This window comes from Crenobacter oryzisoli (genome assembly GCF_030385785.1).
GTDB classification, from domain to species: domain Bacteria; phylum Pseudomonadota; class Gammaproteobacteria; order Burkholderiales; family Chromobacteriaceae; genus Crenobacter_A; species Crenobacter_A oryzisoli.
In genome coordinates, this window is sequence record NZ_JAUEDK010000029.1 from 1 (window position 1) to 15,851 (window position 15,851).

The 15,851-nt window shown below is 62.2% G+C and carries 9 protein-coding genes; 5 read left to right on the forward strand and 4 right to left on the reverse strand.

From position 1 onward, the window contains the following. Window positions 1-289: transposase (locus tag QU481_RS15265; protein ID WP_289828758.1), on the forward strand; the 289-nt coding region annotated here is incomplete at its 5' end. A 427-nt stretch (window positions 290-716) separates the two neighbouring features. Next, on the forward strand, window positions 717-1,475 hold the full coding sequence (locus QU481_RS15270; protein WP_289830926.1) for a fascin domain-containing protein: 759 nt from the start codon (window positions 717-719) through the stop codon (window positions 1,473-1,475). A gap of 164 nt (window positions 1,476-1,639) precedes the next feature. On the opposite strand, the gene QU481_RS15275 is transcribed toward QU481_RS15270, so the two are convergent. From QU481_RS15275 to QU481_RS15285, 3 genes are all read right to left on the reverse strand, one after another. Continuing rightward, on the reverse strand, window positions 1,640-2,038 hold the full coding sequence (locus QU481_RS15275; protein WP_289830927.1) for a hypothetical protein: 399 nt from the start codon (window positions 2,036-2,038) through the stop codon (window positions 1,640-1,642). After that, the gene (locus tag QU481_RS15280) at window positions 2,038-2,958 is read right to left on the reverse strand and encodes a ParA family protein (RefSeq protein ID WP_289830928.1); all 921 of its coding nucleotides are present in this window, start codon (window positions 2,956-2,958) and stop codon (window positions 2,038-2,040) included. The genes QU481_RS15275 and QU481_RS15280 overlap by 1 nt, the downstream gene beginning before the upstream one ends. A gap of 221 nt (window positions 2,959-3,179) precedes the next feature. Further along, window positions 3,180-5,993 (reverse strand): valine--tRNA ligase, encoded by a 2,814-nt coding sequence (locus QU481_RS15285; protein ID WP_289830929.1) that lies wholly within the window; start codon window positions 5,991-5,993, stop codon window positions 3,180-3,182. 577 nt (window positions 5,994-6,570) lie between these two features. Between QU481_RS15285 and QU481_RS15290 the strand changes: the two genes are divergently transcribed. Further along, the gene (locus tag QU481_RS15290; RefSeq protein ID WP_289830930.1) at window positions 6,571-7,011 is read left to right on the forward strand and encodes a T9SS type A sorting domain-containing protein; all 441 of its coding nucleotides are present in this window, start codon (window positions 6,571-6,573) and stop codon (window positions 7,009-7,011) included. 70 nt (window positions 7,012-7,081) lie between these two features. Here QU481_RS15290 and QU481_RS15295 read toward each other — a convergent pair whose 3' ends face one another. After that, window positions 7,082-7,840, reverse strand: a complete 759-nt coding sequence (locus QU481_RS15295; RefSeq protein WP_289830931.1) for a Mut7-C RNAse domain-containing protein — start codon at window positions 7,838-7,840, stop codon at window positions 7,082-7,084. 126 nt (window positions 7,841-7,966) lie between these two features. Here QU481_RS15295 and QU481_RS15300 point away from each other — a divergent pair, with 126 nt between their 5' ends. Further along, on the forward strand, window positions 7,967-13,654 hold the full coding sequence (locus QU481_RS15300) for an Ig-like domain-containing alpha-2-macroglobulin family protein (RefSeq protein WP_289830932.1): 5,688 nt from the start codon (window positions 7,967-7,969) through the stop codon (window positions 13,652-13,654). Then, on the forward strand, window positions 13,644-15,818 hold the full coding sequence (pbpC, locus tag QU481_RS15305) for a penicillin-binding protein 1C (RefSeq protein ID WP_289830933.1): 2,175 nt from the start codon (window positions 13,644-13,646) through the stop codon (window positions 15,816-15,818). The genes QU481_RS15300 and pbpC overlap by 11 nt, the downstream gene beginning before the upstream one ends. The last annotated feature ends 33 nt before the right edge of the window (window positions 15,819-15,851 follow it).

Consider the following 15,851-nt stretch of genomic DNA (forward strand, 5'->3'; position numbering starts at 1 on the left):
GTTTGTGATCGTCGATGGCCATCCGATCCACAAGGCGAAGCTGGTCAGGGACTATGTGGAGAGCTTGGAAGGCAAGCTCAACCTGTTCTACTTGCCGCCTTACTCGCCGCAACTGAATCCGGACGAGCAGGTCTGGGCGCACGTGAAGCGCCAGGTATCAAAGCGTCTGGTGCAAAACCATGAGGAAATGAAGCGGCTAGCAATCGGCGCCTTGCGTCGAATCCAAAAGCTACCCGGGCTGGTGAAATCGTTCTTCCGCCAGCCTGAGTGCCAATATGCCTGCCAGTGACAATACTTTTGCAAAGCTTAGTAACACCCCGATTCCTCGCCCACCGGGTAGCGACTCGGCCGCCTTAAACCGACTTCGATTTAATCAGGCATTCTTCTATCAATAAAATCGAAGTATTTTATTCCATTGATCATTAGCGCCAAGATTTTCAATCAAACGCTAGGTCGGCTGAAATAAATACATTGCATCAGTAGAATTGCTGGTGATGGTTGAAACGTCTTCATGCGCTCTATTTGCCTTCTTTCATAGTGCCGAAAGGCATTCAAGCAGTGACAAAAAACGCAACGACAACCCTAATCATTTGCAAGACTTTCTTGAAAATATTTGCATGTTATCTTGAAATAAACGCGAATACCCACTTGCGCATGACTCTGCCGTCTGCAATACCTGATATTGGTAGACTTGCTTATTCGTCAGGGAGGCTGTCATGCCAACTTTTCACAGAGTGATCATCGCAACCATTCTCACCCTTACATTCGGAATGGCAGTCGCAGCGGACGACAATATCATAAACAATCCGCCACAAAAATTGGGCATGAGCTCGCCCAAAGATCTGCAACGCAGCCTTCCCCCCATCACCCCCATCACCGTCGCTGTCAATCTGGGCATGATCAAGATTCAGAGTTATGAAGGCTATTATCTTCAAGCACGCCCCTATAATGGCGAGCTTCATGACAGCCGCATGCGTGCAACCCAAGAAACCTGGTTCTTGATACAAGTTGAAGCGGCCAAAAACATTTACGCCCTATACAACTGGGAAAACGGTAAATTCCTGAGCAAGACCAGCAATGGCTGCGCCACCGCAAGCAGTACGGCATTGGGGCCAACGGAGAAATGGATTCTTGAATCGGGCCGCCCCTTCGGCATGGGGCATTCCGTCATCATCCGGTCGGCCTTTGACAGCACGATCCTCAACACCAACCCGGCGAGACAGAACGACAGCATTTGCCACGGCGAAATCGTCGCCCGCGACAATTGGAGCAAAGACGGCAATGCGGCCGGCAAGCTGAAAATACCCAGCGACTACGACTGGGGCGGCTGGTGGATCATTTCGAAAGCTGGCATACCGGAAAAAGGGGAAAAGACCTGGAACAGCGTCGGCGGAGCCGTGCTAGGGATCAGTAACAACATCAACCCTGCGGATATACAGACCGTTTTTATGGCACTGGAGAGCGGTAAGAATTAATCACCGGACAGCGCTTCCGCTTGCCGACATGTCTGGCCATCCCCACAGAATGCGGTAGAGCGGAGCGTAGCCCATCGGTTTCATCGCAGAGAAGGGATTGATGGGTTACGGCACAAGTGCCTTCACCCATCCTACTCGCCTATACAAGATAGCATATAAATTTATTATACTTCACTGCCACGGATAGCTGCAGATCTGAGCCTTGCGCCAACTGTTGACTCGACAATTTTGTCGACAATGTCCTCTGATTTATCTTGCCTCGACACAGCCACATCCAAATGCCGTGCGATTAACTCAAGTTTCCTCTTATTCTTCGCAAGCTCTCGAAGATAATCGCCAGCAGCTGCTCTATCAGAAAATTCACTTAATTTCTGAGCAGCACTCACAACGTCTACCACCTCTGGCTGCACTTCGCCTTTTATTCCCATCCGATTTTTTGTTATTTTAATCTCAAGAGAATGAGTTCCCACTAGAATTTTATTAATCTCATCATCAGAGAGATTTCGGATAGAGTCAGCAAACCTAATAAGCAACTCGCTGATCGCAATCGATTTGGCATTCATTAAATATCTCCAAGCCGACCTTCAAACTCATTGACTACGGCCTCAATCTCATCAACAATATCAGAATGAGTTGCATTTGAATATGCCGTTAACACAACTGGCCGCAAATTTTGCGGAGCATCCGCAAAAATAGTTTTATTTTCACGGAAATAATTTTCAAACACCACAATACCATCCCTTTTCGTCTGGGCAATAAACTGCCTTTGCGCTGCAATAGGTTGCCCAGATGTGATCTGAATCATAGTGAATATAACGCCCAAAACTTCCGGAGAAATCCTTTCTTTATCCTGGTCCGTGAATTCATTAAATTCCCTCACTAGCTCATTAAGGCTACGCTGCAAATAGTCAATACCTAGGGTCGAAAGGTAGTCCGGCTTTGCAGGAATGAGAATTTTCTCGCTTGCAATTATAGCGTTCTTTGTGACGATATTAAAATTTGGCGGACAATCAATCAGCACATAATCATAATTCATTGAAGCCAAATCTTTTACGGCCTGTCGGAGCCTGCCATGAACTTTAATATAGTTCTTTTTCGTCTGTTGCAGGTTTGCACCGCCAAGCAAGGTGGCAAGTTCCAAGTCAACATTAATCAAGCCAAGATGAGAAGAAATCAAGTCTAGCTTGCCGCCATTTTTATCGACCTGATTATTAACAATTTCAGGCGAGATGACGAGCGAGGCCAGCGGTGGCGGCTCATCGCTTTCTGCAATTGCATCGAACCAGCTCTTAATGGTCTTATTATCTTTAAGGCTCTCATCCCAATAATCGGGCCTAACAAATGAAAAAGTAAGGCTCGCCTGAGCATCAGTATCGATGATTAGAACTTTCTTTCCTCTAAAAGCAAGTTCTGCTCCAATATTAGCCGTGACAGTAGTCTTGCCAACACCACCTTTGTAATTAATAACCGCGATTATTTCCATAACCTCTCCCAGCATTTTGTTTGTTAGGAAAAACTTGACTAATTACCTGTGGCAAGATCTGCAATTGAAGTAACGCCTAGCAAACTGTAAAGACTAGCATCACGCCAAACGCATTACACATCTTACGCAATAAAATCATACAGCATAATTCTATTACATGGACCATTTCACAAGAAAAAGGCCGCCATTCCTGGCGGCCTTTCGTTCGCTTGTTGCAGTGATCAAGCAAGCTTGGCGAGTTGCCCCTTCAGCTTCTCCAGTTTGTCGCTGAATTCAGCCAGCTGCGCACGGTCGCGCTCGACCAGATGCGTCGGTGCCTTGTCGGTGTAACCCGGCTTTTCCAGCTTTGCGGTCAGCTTGGCCAGATCCGCTTCCACCTTGCCGATTTCCTTGGTCAAGCGGGCGGTTTCGGCGGCCTTGTCGATTTCCACCTTCAGCATCAGGCGGGCTTCGCCGGCGATCGCCACCGGGGCGTCGTCTTCCGGCAGCTTGGCGACGATGGTGGCGTCGGACAGGCGGGCCAGCAGCTTCAGGTACGGCAGGAAGTCGGCGTTGGCGACATCGCCTTCGACGAACAGCGGCGCTTTCACCGCCGGGCCCAGGCCCATTTCGCCGCGCAGGTTACGCACCGCGTTGACCATGTCCTTGAAGGCATCCATGCGCGCGTTGGCGGCGGCATCGATCTTCTCCGGCGCGGCCACCGGCCAGGCGGCCAGCATGACCGAATCGGTCTTCTTGGCGTTTGCCAGCGGCGCAACGGCCTGCCACAGCTCTTCGGTGATGAACGGCATGATCGGATGGATCAGGCGTAGCACCACTTCCAGCACGCGCACCAGGGTGCGGCGGGTGGCGCGTTGCTGGGCTTCGTTGCCGTTTTGCAACTGAACCTTGGTCAGCTCCACGTACCAGTCGCAGTATTCGTTCCAGACGAATTCGTACAGCGCCTGGGCGGCGATGTCGAAGCGGTAGGTGTCGAGCGCCTCGGTGACGGCGGCTTCCACTTCCTGCAGGCGGCCGATCATCCACTTGTCGACGAAGCTGAATTCCAGCGGCAGCGATTCGTCCTGGCCGCAGTCCTTGCCTTCCACATTCATCAGCACGAAGCGGGTGGCGTTCCACAGCTTGTTGCAGAAGTTGCGGTAGCCTTCGGCACGCTTGAAGTCGAAGTTGACCGAACGGCCCAGCGTGGCGTAGCTGGCCATGGTGAAGCGCAGCGCGTCACTGCCGTAGGCCGGGATGCCTTCCGGGAACAGCTTTTCGGTAGCCTTGGCGATCTGAGGGGCCTTTTCCGGACGGCGCAGGCCGGTGGTGCGCTTGGCAACCAGGGTTTCCAGGTCGATGCCGTCGATCAGGTCCACCGGGTCGATCACGTTGCCCTCGGACTTGGACATCTTCTTGCCTTCGTGGTCGCGCACCATGCCGTGGATATACACGTCCTTGAACGGCACTTTGCCGCAGAAGTGCGAGGTCATCATGATCATCCGGGCGACCCAGAAGAAGATGATCTCGTAGCCGGTCACCAGCACGTTGGACGGCAGGAAGGCGCGCAGCTCGGCGGTGTCGTTCGGCCAACCCAGGGTGCTGAACGGCACGAGCGCGGAGCTGAACCAAGTGTCGAGCACGTCGTCGTCGCGACGCAGCGTCTTGCCCGGCGCCTTGGCCTGGGCTTCCGCCTCGGTACGGGCCACGTAGACCTTGCCGTCTTCGTCGTACCAGGCCGGGATTTGGTGACCCCACCACAGCTGGCGGCTGATACACCAGTCCTGGATGTTGTTCATCCACTGGTTGTAGGTGTTGACCCAGTTTTCCGGGATGAAGCGCACTTCGCCCGATTCGACCGCGTCGATGGCTTTCTGAGTGATGCTCTTGCCGGTGGCGTCGCCGTCGGCAACCTTGGTCATTGCCACGAACCACTGGTCGGTCAGCAGCGGTTCGATCACCGAGCCGGTACGGTCGCCGCGCGGCACCATCAGCTTGTGCGGCTTGGTTTCCAGCAGCAGGCCGACGGCTTCCAAGTCGGCCAGCATGGCCTTGCGCGCCTCGGCGGTGGTGAGGCCGGCGTAGGCGGCCGGCAGGTCGATACTGCCTTGCACCGAGCCGTCGAAGCCGAACACTTGGGCCTTGTCCAGCATGGTGGCCTGCAGGCTCATCACATTGATCAAGGCGGTGTTGTGACGCTTGCCGACCTGGTAGTCGTTGAAGTCGTGCGCCGGGGTGATCTTGACGAAGCCGGTGCCGAAAGCGGCGTCGACGTAGTCGTCGGCGATCACCGGGATCTGGCGGCCGGTCAGCGGCAGTTCCAGCATCTTGCCGAGCAGGTGCTGGTAGCGCTCATCGGTCGGGTTGATCGCGACGGCCACGTCGCCCAGCAGGGTTTCCGGGCGGGTGGTGGCCACGGTGACGAATTCGTCGCTGCCCACCACCGGGTACTTGATGTGCCACATCTTGCCGTCTTCTTCCTCGGAGATCACTTCGAGGTCGGACACGGCGGTGCCCAGTTTCGGGTCCCAGTTCACCAGGCGCTTGCCACGGTAGATCAGGCCCTGTTCGAACAGGCGCACGAACACTTCGCTGACGATACCGGCGCGGGTGTCGTCCATGGTGAAGTATTCACGGCTCCAGTCCACCGAGCAGCCGACGCGGCGCATCTGGCTGGTGATGGTGCCGCCGGAGACGTTCTTCCATTCCCACACCTTGCTGATGAAGGCGTCGCGGCCCAGGTCGTGGCGCGACACGCCCTGCTCGCCCAGCTGGCGCTCGACGACGATCTGGGTGGCGATGCCGGCATGGTCGGTGCCCGGCACCCACAGGGTGTTGTTGCCCTTCATGCGGTAGTAGCGGGTCAGGCCATCCATGATGGTCTGGTTGAAGGCGTGGCCCATGTGCAGCGTGCCGGTGACGTTGGGCGGCGGCAGCTGGATCGAGAACGAGGGCTTGTTCTCGTCCATATGCGGCTGGAAGTAGCCGGCCTGTTCCCACTGGTCGTACCAGCGACGTTCGATGTTGCCCGGTTCGAAGCTTTTGTCGAGTTCCATTGTGCGCCTTGGAAAATGCTTTTTATTTCAGATAAGGAAAATCTACTGATGGCGAGCACAGCTCGCCGATCAAGAATGACGGATCGGGTGCATTGTAGCAGCAGCCGCCCTGGCAGGCACCGTGCCATACCGCGCCGACCAGCCAAGCCGGGGCGATGCGCCTTGGCCCGCGAGGCGGCCAATGGACGGCGACTCGCTGTGGCTTATCCTATGGCACCCCTACTGTGCGGCTGGCAGCCATACCTACTGCTGAAAGAGCCGGAATGCACCCTTTTCTATGGGATGCCTCGCAGAGATCATGCCGCTCAACATATCGCTTTGTCGTTCTTCAACACGCCGAAAAATGACGGCAATGCACCGCCCTGGCACCCGTTAGCCAAAAAAAGTGGCCCTGCGCGCGTAAGTGGCAAAGCCTTGCCAGGCAAGGCTTGACGTTAGACGTTATATCCAGTTGAAGCTAGCGATTAGGAACTTGTCGGTCGCGCAGCGGGTCTAGCCTAGACGGGCCGGGTTAACCCTAGGCGTTTTCCCGGCGAGCCTCTGGATTGTCCAGCCACCTGAAAAGGAGAGGACTCAGATGACTCCCACCCATTTCAGCAGGACTTTACTCACCACCATCGTCACCAGCCTGATGCTGGCGTCCCCAGTCTTTGCCGCCGACCTTCCGTCGGTGCAGCAGTCCGGAAGGATCGAGTATCTGACTGGCGGTATTGGCAGCGATGAATCGAACGCGATGAAGGCCGAAGCGCGCCATTACCCATTGGCGATCGAAATGGCCAAGGGCCGCGAAGGTCACTATGTCGCCGACGTCGACGTCGCGATCAGCAACGTCAAGGGCAAGCAAGTGTTCGAGGCCAACAGCACCGGACCATTCATGCTGGTGAAGCTGCCCCCTGGTAACTACATCGTCAAAGCCACGCTCGACGGCGTGACCAAACAACAGAAGGTCAACGTCGGTGCGCAGGGCAGCAAACATCTTTCCATCTCTTGGCCGGCCCCCGCAGGCTCCGCGCTCTGAGCCCGGCTCGCGGGATTGACCAAACCGCCACCTTGCGTGGCGGTTTTTCGTGCGTACGATTCGGCCTGTGTCAACCCGCGTCGTCGGGCGTTTGAGCAATCAGGGTATCGAGTAGCGCTCTCATCCGCTGCCAGTGAGAGCCCTCCCAGAACACTCGTCTGCAGACATCGCAGGTGATGAAGCGCTCCTGCTGTGCCAGCACCCCCGGAGGCACCCGTTCGACCACCTCCTCCCGGGCGACCTCGCGCAGCGGCGCATTGCACTCAATGCATAGGGTGAACGGCTGCACGCTGCCTGCCAAATCGAGCCGCAAGAACAACTCTCGCAACTGCGCCTCCGGTCGCAGCGCCCTCACGTAGCAGCCGTGGCTGATGCTGCGCCGCTTCAACAGCTCACGGTCGCGGGTCAACACGATACGATGCTCCCGCACCGCGATCGCTTCGATGTCCTCATCCGGATAACCGTTGTCGTATAACGTATCGAAGCCGGCCATGCGCAGCTTGTGCGCCAAGCCGCCGAGGTGGGCGTCGGCAATGAAGCGCGGTCGACGCAGCGGCGTCTCGCGTACCCGCAGCACCGGTCTGACATCGAACGCCTCGAACACCGGGTAGACCGCCACTTGGTCGCCATCCTGCAGCAGGCGGTCGAAACCGACCGACTCGCCGTTGACCAGAATCAGCTCGACCTCGGTATGCGGCACACCGAGCGCTTCGATCGAGTGCTTCACCGATGCATCCACCGCACAGATACGGTCGACCCTGCGCTGACGCTGATCCGGCGCGAGAAAGTCATTGAGTTCGGCGTAAAAGCGGAAAGTGACGGTAATCATGAGCACAGTATTGCACCTGAGCGCTCACAAGGTTGGCCGAGCCCACCCAAATGCCATATGGAATATCAATGCGCAATGTTATGATGCATTTCTCATAATGACATTTCAATAAAGGACGGCCCAAGCATGCGGACCTCCCTTCACCTTCTGATCGGGGCGACCCTCGCACTGGCCGTCGGCGCCGCAGAGGCCGTCGCCATCACCGCCTTCAGCCCCACAGGCGAGGTTCGCACCCCAAGTCAGGTGCGTATCAGCTTCGACAGCTCGATGATCCGCTTGGGCAATACCGATGCACCACCCCCGGTGCAATGGTCGTGCGCGCTGAAAGGCCTGTCGCACTGGGTCGACGACAAGACCTGGGTGCTCGATCTGAAAGACCCACCTTCGGCCAACACCAGCTGCCGTTTCACCATCAAACCCGGCCTCAAGAACCTGCAGGGCGAGGCGCTGCCCGCCGCCAGCTACGCCTTTACCACCGGCGCGCCGGCCATCCTGAAGAGCTGGCCGGAGGACGACGAACAGATCGAAGAAGACCAGGCCTTCGTGCTGCGCACCAACGCGCGCCTGAAGGCCCTGCCCGGTCTATATTGCCAATCGGCCAGCCTGCCCGAGCGCATCCCGGTCGTGCCGCTGTCCCCCGCCGAGCGCCAAACACTGCTACAGCACCTCAAGCTCGACAAGGAAGCCGACCACATCCTGACGGTGCGCTGCGGTCAGCGCCTGCCGCCGGACAGCAAGCTGACCCTGGTCAACCTGCGCAGCGGCAGCACACCGGACAAGATCGAATACAAGGTGCGCCCGCCGTTCACCGCCACGTTGAACTGCCACCGCGAAAACGCCCGCGGCGCCTGCATCCCCTTCAAACCACTGGTGCTGAATTTCTCCAGCCCGGTACCAGCCAAGCTGGCTGCCGCCATACGCCTGAAAGTGGCGGGCGCTGAACGCCTGCCCGACCCGCAGGGTGACAACCGCGGCAAGCCGGTGGACAGCATCAGCTTCGCCGCGCCGTTCCCGCCGCGCGAATCGGCCACGCTGAGCCTGCCCAAGGACTTCAAGGACGAGATCGGCCGCAGCCTGACCAATGCCGGCAGGTTCCCGCTAACCATTCCGCTGGCCGACTTTCCACCGTTGGCCAAGTTTGCCGCCGCGCCGTTCGGCATCATCGAAGCGGGCTCGGATGCAGCACTGCCGATCACACTGCGCGGCGTCGAGGCAGCATTGCCGATCAAGGCGATCCAGCTCGGCGGCCAGAGCCTGCGCGTCACCGACGACAAGCAGATGCAGGCGTGGCTCGCCAAGGTGTCCCGCTACCACGAGAGCACCATCGAGGTCGGCAAGGGCAGGATAGTGGAGAGCCGCCGCCTGTCGCTGCTCAATGGTGACAAGAGCGCGAAGAAACTGAGCCTGCCGACCCAGCCAGATGCCAAGGGCCGCTGGCCGTTCGAGGTGGTGGGCATCCCGCTGCCGCAACCGGGCCTGTATGTGGTGGAGGTGACGTCGAAACTGCTCGGCAAGTCGCTGCTGGGCGGCAACACGCCGATGTATGTGCGCACCGCGGCGCTCGTCACCAATATGGCGGTGCACTTCAAGCGCTCGCCGGAGAACGCCGCGGTGTGGGTGACCAGCCTGGATCACGGCCGCCCGGTGCCCAATGCCGAGGTGCATGTGTACGACTGCCGCGGCAACGCGCTGTGGCAGGGCCGCACCGACGCGCAGGGCATCGCGCGCATTGCCACCCGGCTGGACGACGGCAGCTGCGACGGCGACGAGCTGTCCGGCTTCTTCGTCACCGCCCGCAGCAAGGACGCCACCGGCCGCGAGGACGTGTCCTTCGTGCGCTCCAGCTGGAACCGCGGCATCGAGACCTGGCGCTTCCCCTTCCCCACCAGCTACGGCGACCGCCCGTCCATCCTGGCCCACACGGTGATGGACCGCACCCTGCTGCGCCCGGGTGAAACGGTGTCGATGAAGCACTTCCTGCGCGTGCAGAACGCCCAGGGCCTGGCGCTGTTGAAGGCCAACCAGCTGCCCGAACAGGTGCGGCTGGTGCACAACGGCAGCAACGACGAATACACGCTGCCACTGACCTGGCGGCAGGGTCGCTACGCCGAGTCGAGCTTTGCGCTGCCGGCCGCCGCCAAGCTCGGCGAATACAGCGTCTACCTGGAGCACAAGGGCAAGCGCGACAGCGGCGACAGCGACCAGCCGTCCAGCCCCGAGCTCGACGGCTACTCGTTGCAAAGCGGTAGCTTCCGCGTCGAGCAGTTCCGCCTGCCGACCATGACCGGCCGCATCAGCGCCCTGCCCGGCGCCGGCATCGCGCCGAAGGAGCTGCCGCTGAATGTGTCGCTGGCCTGGGGCAACGGCGGCCCGGCCAAGGGCTGGCCGGTCGAGGTCAGCGCCATGTTGGAGCAAAGCTACGCCAGCCCGAAGGGCTACGAGCGTTTCAGCTTCTCGCCGCCGGAGAAACCCAACCGCGATCAGGCCGACGCGCTCGACGGCAAGGTAGTGCTCGACAAGGCTGCGCTGAAGCTGGACGACAACGGCAACGGCAAGACCACCATCAAGGACCTGCCCAAGCTCGACCGCCGCTACGACCTGGTCAGCGAGGTAGCCTACCGCGACCCGAACGGCGAGGTGCAGACGCTGTCGCGGCGCATCCCGCTGCTGCCGGCCGGCGTGCTGCTCGGCATCGACGTGGAAAGCTGGGTGTCGGTCGGCCGAACGCTGAACCTGAAGACGGTACTGCTGGACCTCTCCGGCAAGCCGCTCGCCAACAAGACGGTGACGGTGAAGATGGTCGAGCACCGTTACCTGTCCACCCGCAAGCGCCTGGTCGGCGGCTTCTACGCCTGGGAACACGACGAGGAGACCTCCAGCCGCGGCCAGCTGTGCGAAGGCAAGACCGACGCGCGCGGCCTGCTGCTGTGCGACGTGGCGCTGAAGGACGAAGGCAATATGGAACTGATTGCCGAAGCGCGCGACGACAAGGGCAACACGGTGCGGGCGGCCCAGAGCGTGTGGGTGAGCCACCACGACGAGCTGTGGTTCGACGTCGACAACAACGACCGCATCGACGTGCTGCCGGAGAAGACCAGCTACGCACCGGGCGACACCGCGCGGCTGCAGGTGCGCATGCCGTTCCGCAAGGCCACTGCCTGGGTGGCGATCGAGCGCGAGGGCATCGTCGACACCCGCGTGATCGAGATCGAGGGCAAGAATCCGGTGGTCGAGGTGAAGATAGAGCCCAACTGGGCGCCTAACGTCTACGTCTCGGTGCTGGCGGTGCGCGGCCGACTTAGAGAGGTCCCGTGGTACTCATTCTTCACCTGGGGCTGGAAGACTCCGCTCGACTGGTGGGACGCCTACTGGAACGAGGGCGGCGACTATGTCGCACCGACCGCGCTGGTCGACCTGTCTCGTCCGGCCTTCAAGTACGGCATCGCCGAGCTGAAGGTTGACAACAAGGCCAACCGTCTGCAGGTGGACGTTACCCCCGAGCGCGCCAAGTACGGCATCCGCGAGACCGCCAAGGTCCAGATCAAGGTACGCCTGCCCGACGGCAAGCCGGCACCGGCCGGCACCGAGGTGGCGTTCGCCGCGGTGGATGAGGCGCTGCTGGAGCTGCAGCCCAACCGCAGCTGGGAGTTGCTCGAAGCGATGCAGGAGCGTCACAGCTACGCGGTGGACACCGCCACCGCCCAGCTCGAGGTGGTCGGCAAGCGCCACTACGGCCGCAAGGCGCTGCCACCCGGCGGCGGCGGCGGCAAGGTGCCGACCCGCGAGCTGCTCGACACCTTGCTGACCTGGCAGCCGCGCGTGGTGCTCGGTGCCGGCGGCACCGCTACCGTGTCGGTACCGATCAACGACGCGCTCACCCGCTTCCGTCTGGTGGCGGTGGCCGACTATGGCCGTCAACAATTCGGCACCGGTAGCACCACCATCACCGTCAGCCAGGACCTGCAACTGACCTCGGCCGTGCCGCCGCTGGTGCGCGAGGGCGACCAGCTGTCCGCCGCGGTGATACTGCGCAACGGCAGCGACCGCAGCATGTCCGTCAGCGTCAGCGCCGCCGCTCCCGGTCTGCCGGTACGCGCCCCGATCACGCTGACGCTGCCGGCCGGCGAGGCGCGCGAAGCACGTTGGCCGATCACCGTGCCCACCGGGCATGCGGAGCTGGCCTGGACCTTCTCCGCGCACGAACTCAAGGGCAAGGCCGCCGACAAGCTGGCGATCAAGCAGCAGGTGGAACCGGCGGTGCCGGTGACGGTGCAGCAGGCCACCCTGGTGCAGCTTGAGCCGAGCCAGAGCATTCCGGTCGGTCTGCCCGCCGACGCACAGCCCGGCCGCGGCGGCATCCGCGTCAGCCTGCAGGCCAAGCTCGGCGACGACCTGCCGGGCGTGCGCCGCTGGTTCGAGACCTACCCCTATGTGTGCCTGGAGCAACGCACCTCGGTGGCGCTGGGCCTGCATGACGCGGTGCGTTGGAACAAGCTGATGGCCGAGCTGCCGCTCTATCTCGACAGCAATGGCCTGGCCGCCTACTTCCCGCTCGGCGAGGACGCCGGCAATCGCGGCAGCGACGTGCTGACCAGCTACTTCCTGGCCGTGAGCCAGGAAGCCGGTCAGACGCTACCCGAACCGGCACGCACCCGCCTGCTCGACGGCCTGACCGCCTTCGTCGAGGGCCGCATCAAGCGCGAGCTGCCGCTGTCACGCCAGGACCTGGACGCGCGCCGCCTGGCCGCGATGGAGACGCTGGCCCGCTATGCTCGCTTCGCGCCGCGCATGCTGGACGTGCTGAACCTGCAGCCACAGTCCTGGAGCACGGCGATGCTGATCGACTGGCTGAACCTGCTGAATCGCGTGCAGACCATCCCCAGCCGCGCCGCCAGGTTGGCCGAAGCCAGCAATCTGCTGCGCAGCCGGCTGACCTACCAGGGCACCCGACTCGCCTTCAGCACCGAACGCGACGACGGTGCCTGGTGGCTGATGGGCAACGGCGACGTCAACGCCGCGCGGTTGCTGCTGGCGGCGCACGCCCTGCCCGACTGGCGCGCCGACCTGCCGCGCCTGTTGACCGGCCTGCTGGGCCGCCAGGACAAGGGCCACTGGCAGACCACCACCGCCAACCTGTGGGGGGCGCTGGCGGTCGCGCAGTTCTCGCGCCAGTTCGAGAGCGTGCCTGTGAGCGGCAACACCAGCGTCTCGCTCGGCGAGCAGCGCAAAAGCATCGCCTGGCAAGGCGACAAGAGCGCCGCGCTGCCGCTGTTGCCGTGGCCGGCAAATGGCAACGGCACGCTGCAGCTGAATCACCAGGGCAGCGGGGCGCCGTGGGCCACGGTGCAGGCCGAGGCGGCAGTGAAGCTGCGCGCGCCGCGTTCGGCCGGCTACACGGTGAAGAAGACCCTCACCCCGGTCAGCCAGAAGACCGCCGGCCAGTACCAGCCGGGCGACGTGGTGGAGGTAACGCTGGATGTGGACGCCCAGGCCGAGATGAGCTGGGTGGTGGTCGACGACCCGATTCCGGCCGGCGCCAGCCTGCTCGGCAGCGGCCTCGGCCGCGACTCGGCCATCGCCAACTCGGGCCAAGCCCGCGACAATGACGAGGCCGACTATATCGAGCGGCGTTTCTCAGGCTATCGTGCCTACTACAGCTATGTGCCGCGCGGCCACCTGAAGCTGCAGTACCGCATGCGCCTGAACAACCCGGGCAGCTTCCAGCTGCCGCCGACCCGGGTCGAGGCGCTGTATGCCCCGGGCGTGTTCGGCCAACTGCCCAACCCGGTGTTCAAGGTGGTCGATGGCAAGTGATCGTTTGCGGCAGCGCTGCCGCCTCGCCCTCTTGCTCGTGGTCCTGCCGACGGCTAGCCACGCCCTGCCGAGCTTCGCCGAGGTGAAGGCGGCGTGGCGACCGTCCGACGTGATCGTGCTCGACCGCTTCGGTCAACCCTTGCAGCGGGTGCGCGTCGACCAGCGCACACGTCGGCTCGACTGGGTGGCACTAACGGACACCTCGCCGGCGCTGCGCCAAGCGCTGGTGCTGTCCGAGGACAAGCGCTTCTACGAGCACAGCGGCGTGGACTGGAGCGGCGTAGCAGCGGCGGCCTGGGGCAATCTGTGGAATACCCGCACCCGGGGCGCCTCGACGCTGACCATGCAGCTGACCGGCCTGCTCGACGCCGATCTGCGTGCCAGGCGCGACGGTCGCAGCGTATGGCAGAAGGTCGGCCAGAGCTGGTCGGCCAGCTGGCTGGAGACCAACTGGACCAAGGCGCAGATTCTCGAGGCCTATCTGAACCTGGTCGGCTTCCGCGGCGAGCTGGTCGGTCTGTCGGCGCTGTCGGCCACGCTGTTCGGCAAGCTGCCCAGCGGCCTCGACAAGCAGGAATCGGCGATCGCCGTCGCGCTGATCCGCGCGCCGAACGCCGCACCGGACCGGGTCGCCAAACGCGCCTGCAAGATGCTCAAGGACCTGCAGAAGGGTCAGGCCGACTGCGCGGAGCTGGCCATCCGCACCCACCAGGCGCTGGCGCGCAAAAACGCGCCCGACCCGTTCTCGCCCGAACTGGCTCCGCACTTCGCCCGCAAGCTGTTGGCCGGCCGCAAGCTGGCAGCCGGCAGCCGCGTCACCAGCACGCTCGATGCCGGCCTGCAGCGCTTCGCGGTGCGCGTGCTGCGTCGCCAGCTCGCCGTGCTGGCCCAGCGCAATGTGCAGGACGGCGCGCTGGTGGTGCTCGACAACCAGAACGGCGACATCCTGGCCTGGGTCGGCTCCAGCGGCCCGCTGTCGGCCGCTGGTGAGGTGGACGGCGTCACCGCGCTGCGCCAGGCAGGCTCCACGCTCAAGCCCTTCCTCTACCAGTTGGCGCTGGAAGGCCGCTGGCTGACCGCCGCCTCGCTGCTGGACGACAGCCCGCTCGACCTCAAGACCGCTTCGGGCCTGTATGCGCCGCAGAACTACGCCAAGGATTTCAAGGGCCTGGTGTCGGTTCGCACCGCTCTCGCGTCGTCGCTGAACGTACCGGCGGTGCGCACCATTGAGATCGTGTCGCCGAGCAAGTTGCGCGACCGGCTGGTAAGCCTAGGCATGAGCAGTCTGGTCGAGGACGGCGACTACTACGGCTACAGCCTGGCGCTGGGCGCGGCCGACATCCGCCTATTGGAGCTGGCCAACGCCTATCGCACGCTGGCCAACCAGGGGCTGTATGGCGCGCCGGTCTGGACCCTGGACCAGCATCGCACCGCGCCAGTACGCAGGCTCGACGCGGCCAGCAGCTTCATCATCGCCGACATCCTGTCCGACCGCACCGCGCGGGCGCGCACCTTCGGGCTGGAGAGTGCGCTGTCCACCCGCTACTGGAGCGCGGTGAAGACCGGCACCAGCAAGGACATGCGCGACAACTGGGCGGTGGGCTTCTCGCGCCGCTACACGGTAGCGGTGTGGGTGGGCAACGCCAGCGGCGCACCGATGTGGGACGTGTCGGGCATGCACGGTGCCGCGCCGGTGTGGCAGGAAGTGCTCGACCATCTGCAGGAAACGCAGTCGTCCGCGCCGCCCACCACCCCGCCTGGCGTGGTGAAAAGCGCGGTGCGTTACGCCGGCAATATCGAGGCGCCGCGCCAGGAGTGGTTCCTGGCCGGCACCCAGCGCACGGTGGTGGTGCCGGAGCGCGACCGCCAGGCCAACCAGCCGGCCGGCATCGTCGCGCCACTCGACGGCAGCCTGTTCGCACTCGACCCGGACATCCCGCCGGCCAACCAGCGCATGATGCTGCGTGCCCACGGCGTGGCAAAGGCGCAGTGGTGGATCGACGGCCGCCTACTCGGCCGCGGCACCACACTGGCCTGGTTCCCCTTCCCTGGCCGGCACAAACTGGAACTGCGTGACGAGACCGGCAAGCGCATCGACCTGGTGGTGTTCACCGTGCGCGGGGCCAGCGTCAACGGCGGTGGCCGTCCGCCGCCCCGCCCCTGAGGCCGTTTGGCCAACCTTGGGAGGCGGCCCCCC

Coding starts and splice junctions, on each gene's coding strand:
- QU481_RS15270 (WP_289830926.1), top strand. CDS start 717: ATGCCAACTTTTCACAGAGTGATCATCGCAACCATTCTCACCCTTACA.
- QU481_RS15275 (WP_289830927.1), bottom strand. CDS start 2,038: ATGAATGCCAAATCGATTGCGATCAGCGAGTTGCTTATTAGGTTTGCT.
- QU481_RS15280 (WP_289830928.1), bottom strand. CDS start 2,958: ATGGAAATAATCGCGGTTATTAATTACAAAGGTGGTGTTGGCAAGACT.
- QU481_RS15285 (WP_289830929.1), bottom strand. CDS start 5,993: ATGGAACTCGACAAAAGCTTCGAACCGGGCAACATCGAACGTCGCTGG.
- QU481_RS15290 (WP_289830930.1), top strand. CDS start 6,571: ATGACTCCCACCCATTTCAGCAGGACTTTACTCACCACCATCGTCACC.
- QU481_RS15295 (WP_289830931.1), bottom strand. CDS start 7,840: ATGATTACCGTCACTTTCCGCTTTTACGCCGAACTCAATGACTTTCTC.
- QU481_RS15300 (WP_289830932.1), top strand. CDS start 7,967: ATGCGGACCTCCCTTCACCTTCTGATCGGGGCGACCCTCGCACTGGCC.
- pbpC (WP_289830933.1), top strand. CDS start 13,644: ATGGCAAGTGATCGTTTGCGGCAGCGCTGCCGCCTCGCCCTCTTGCTC.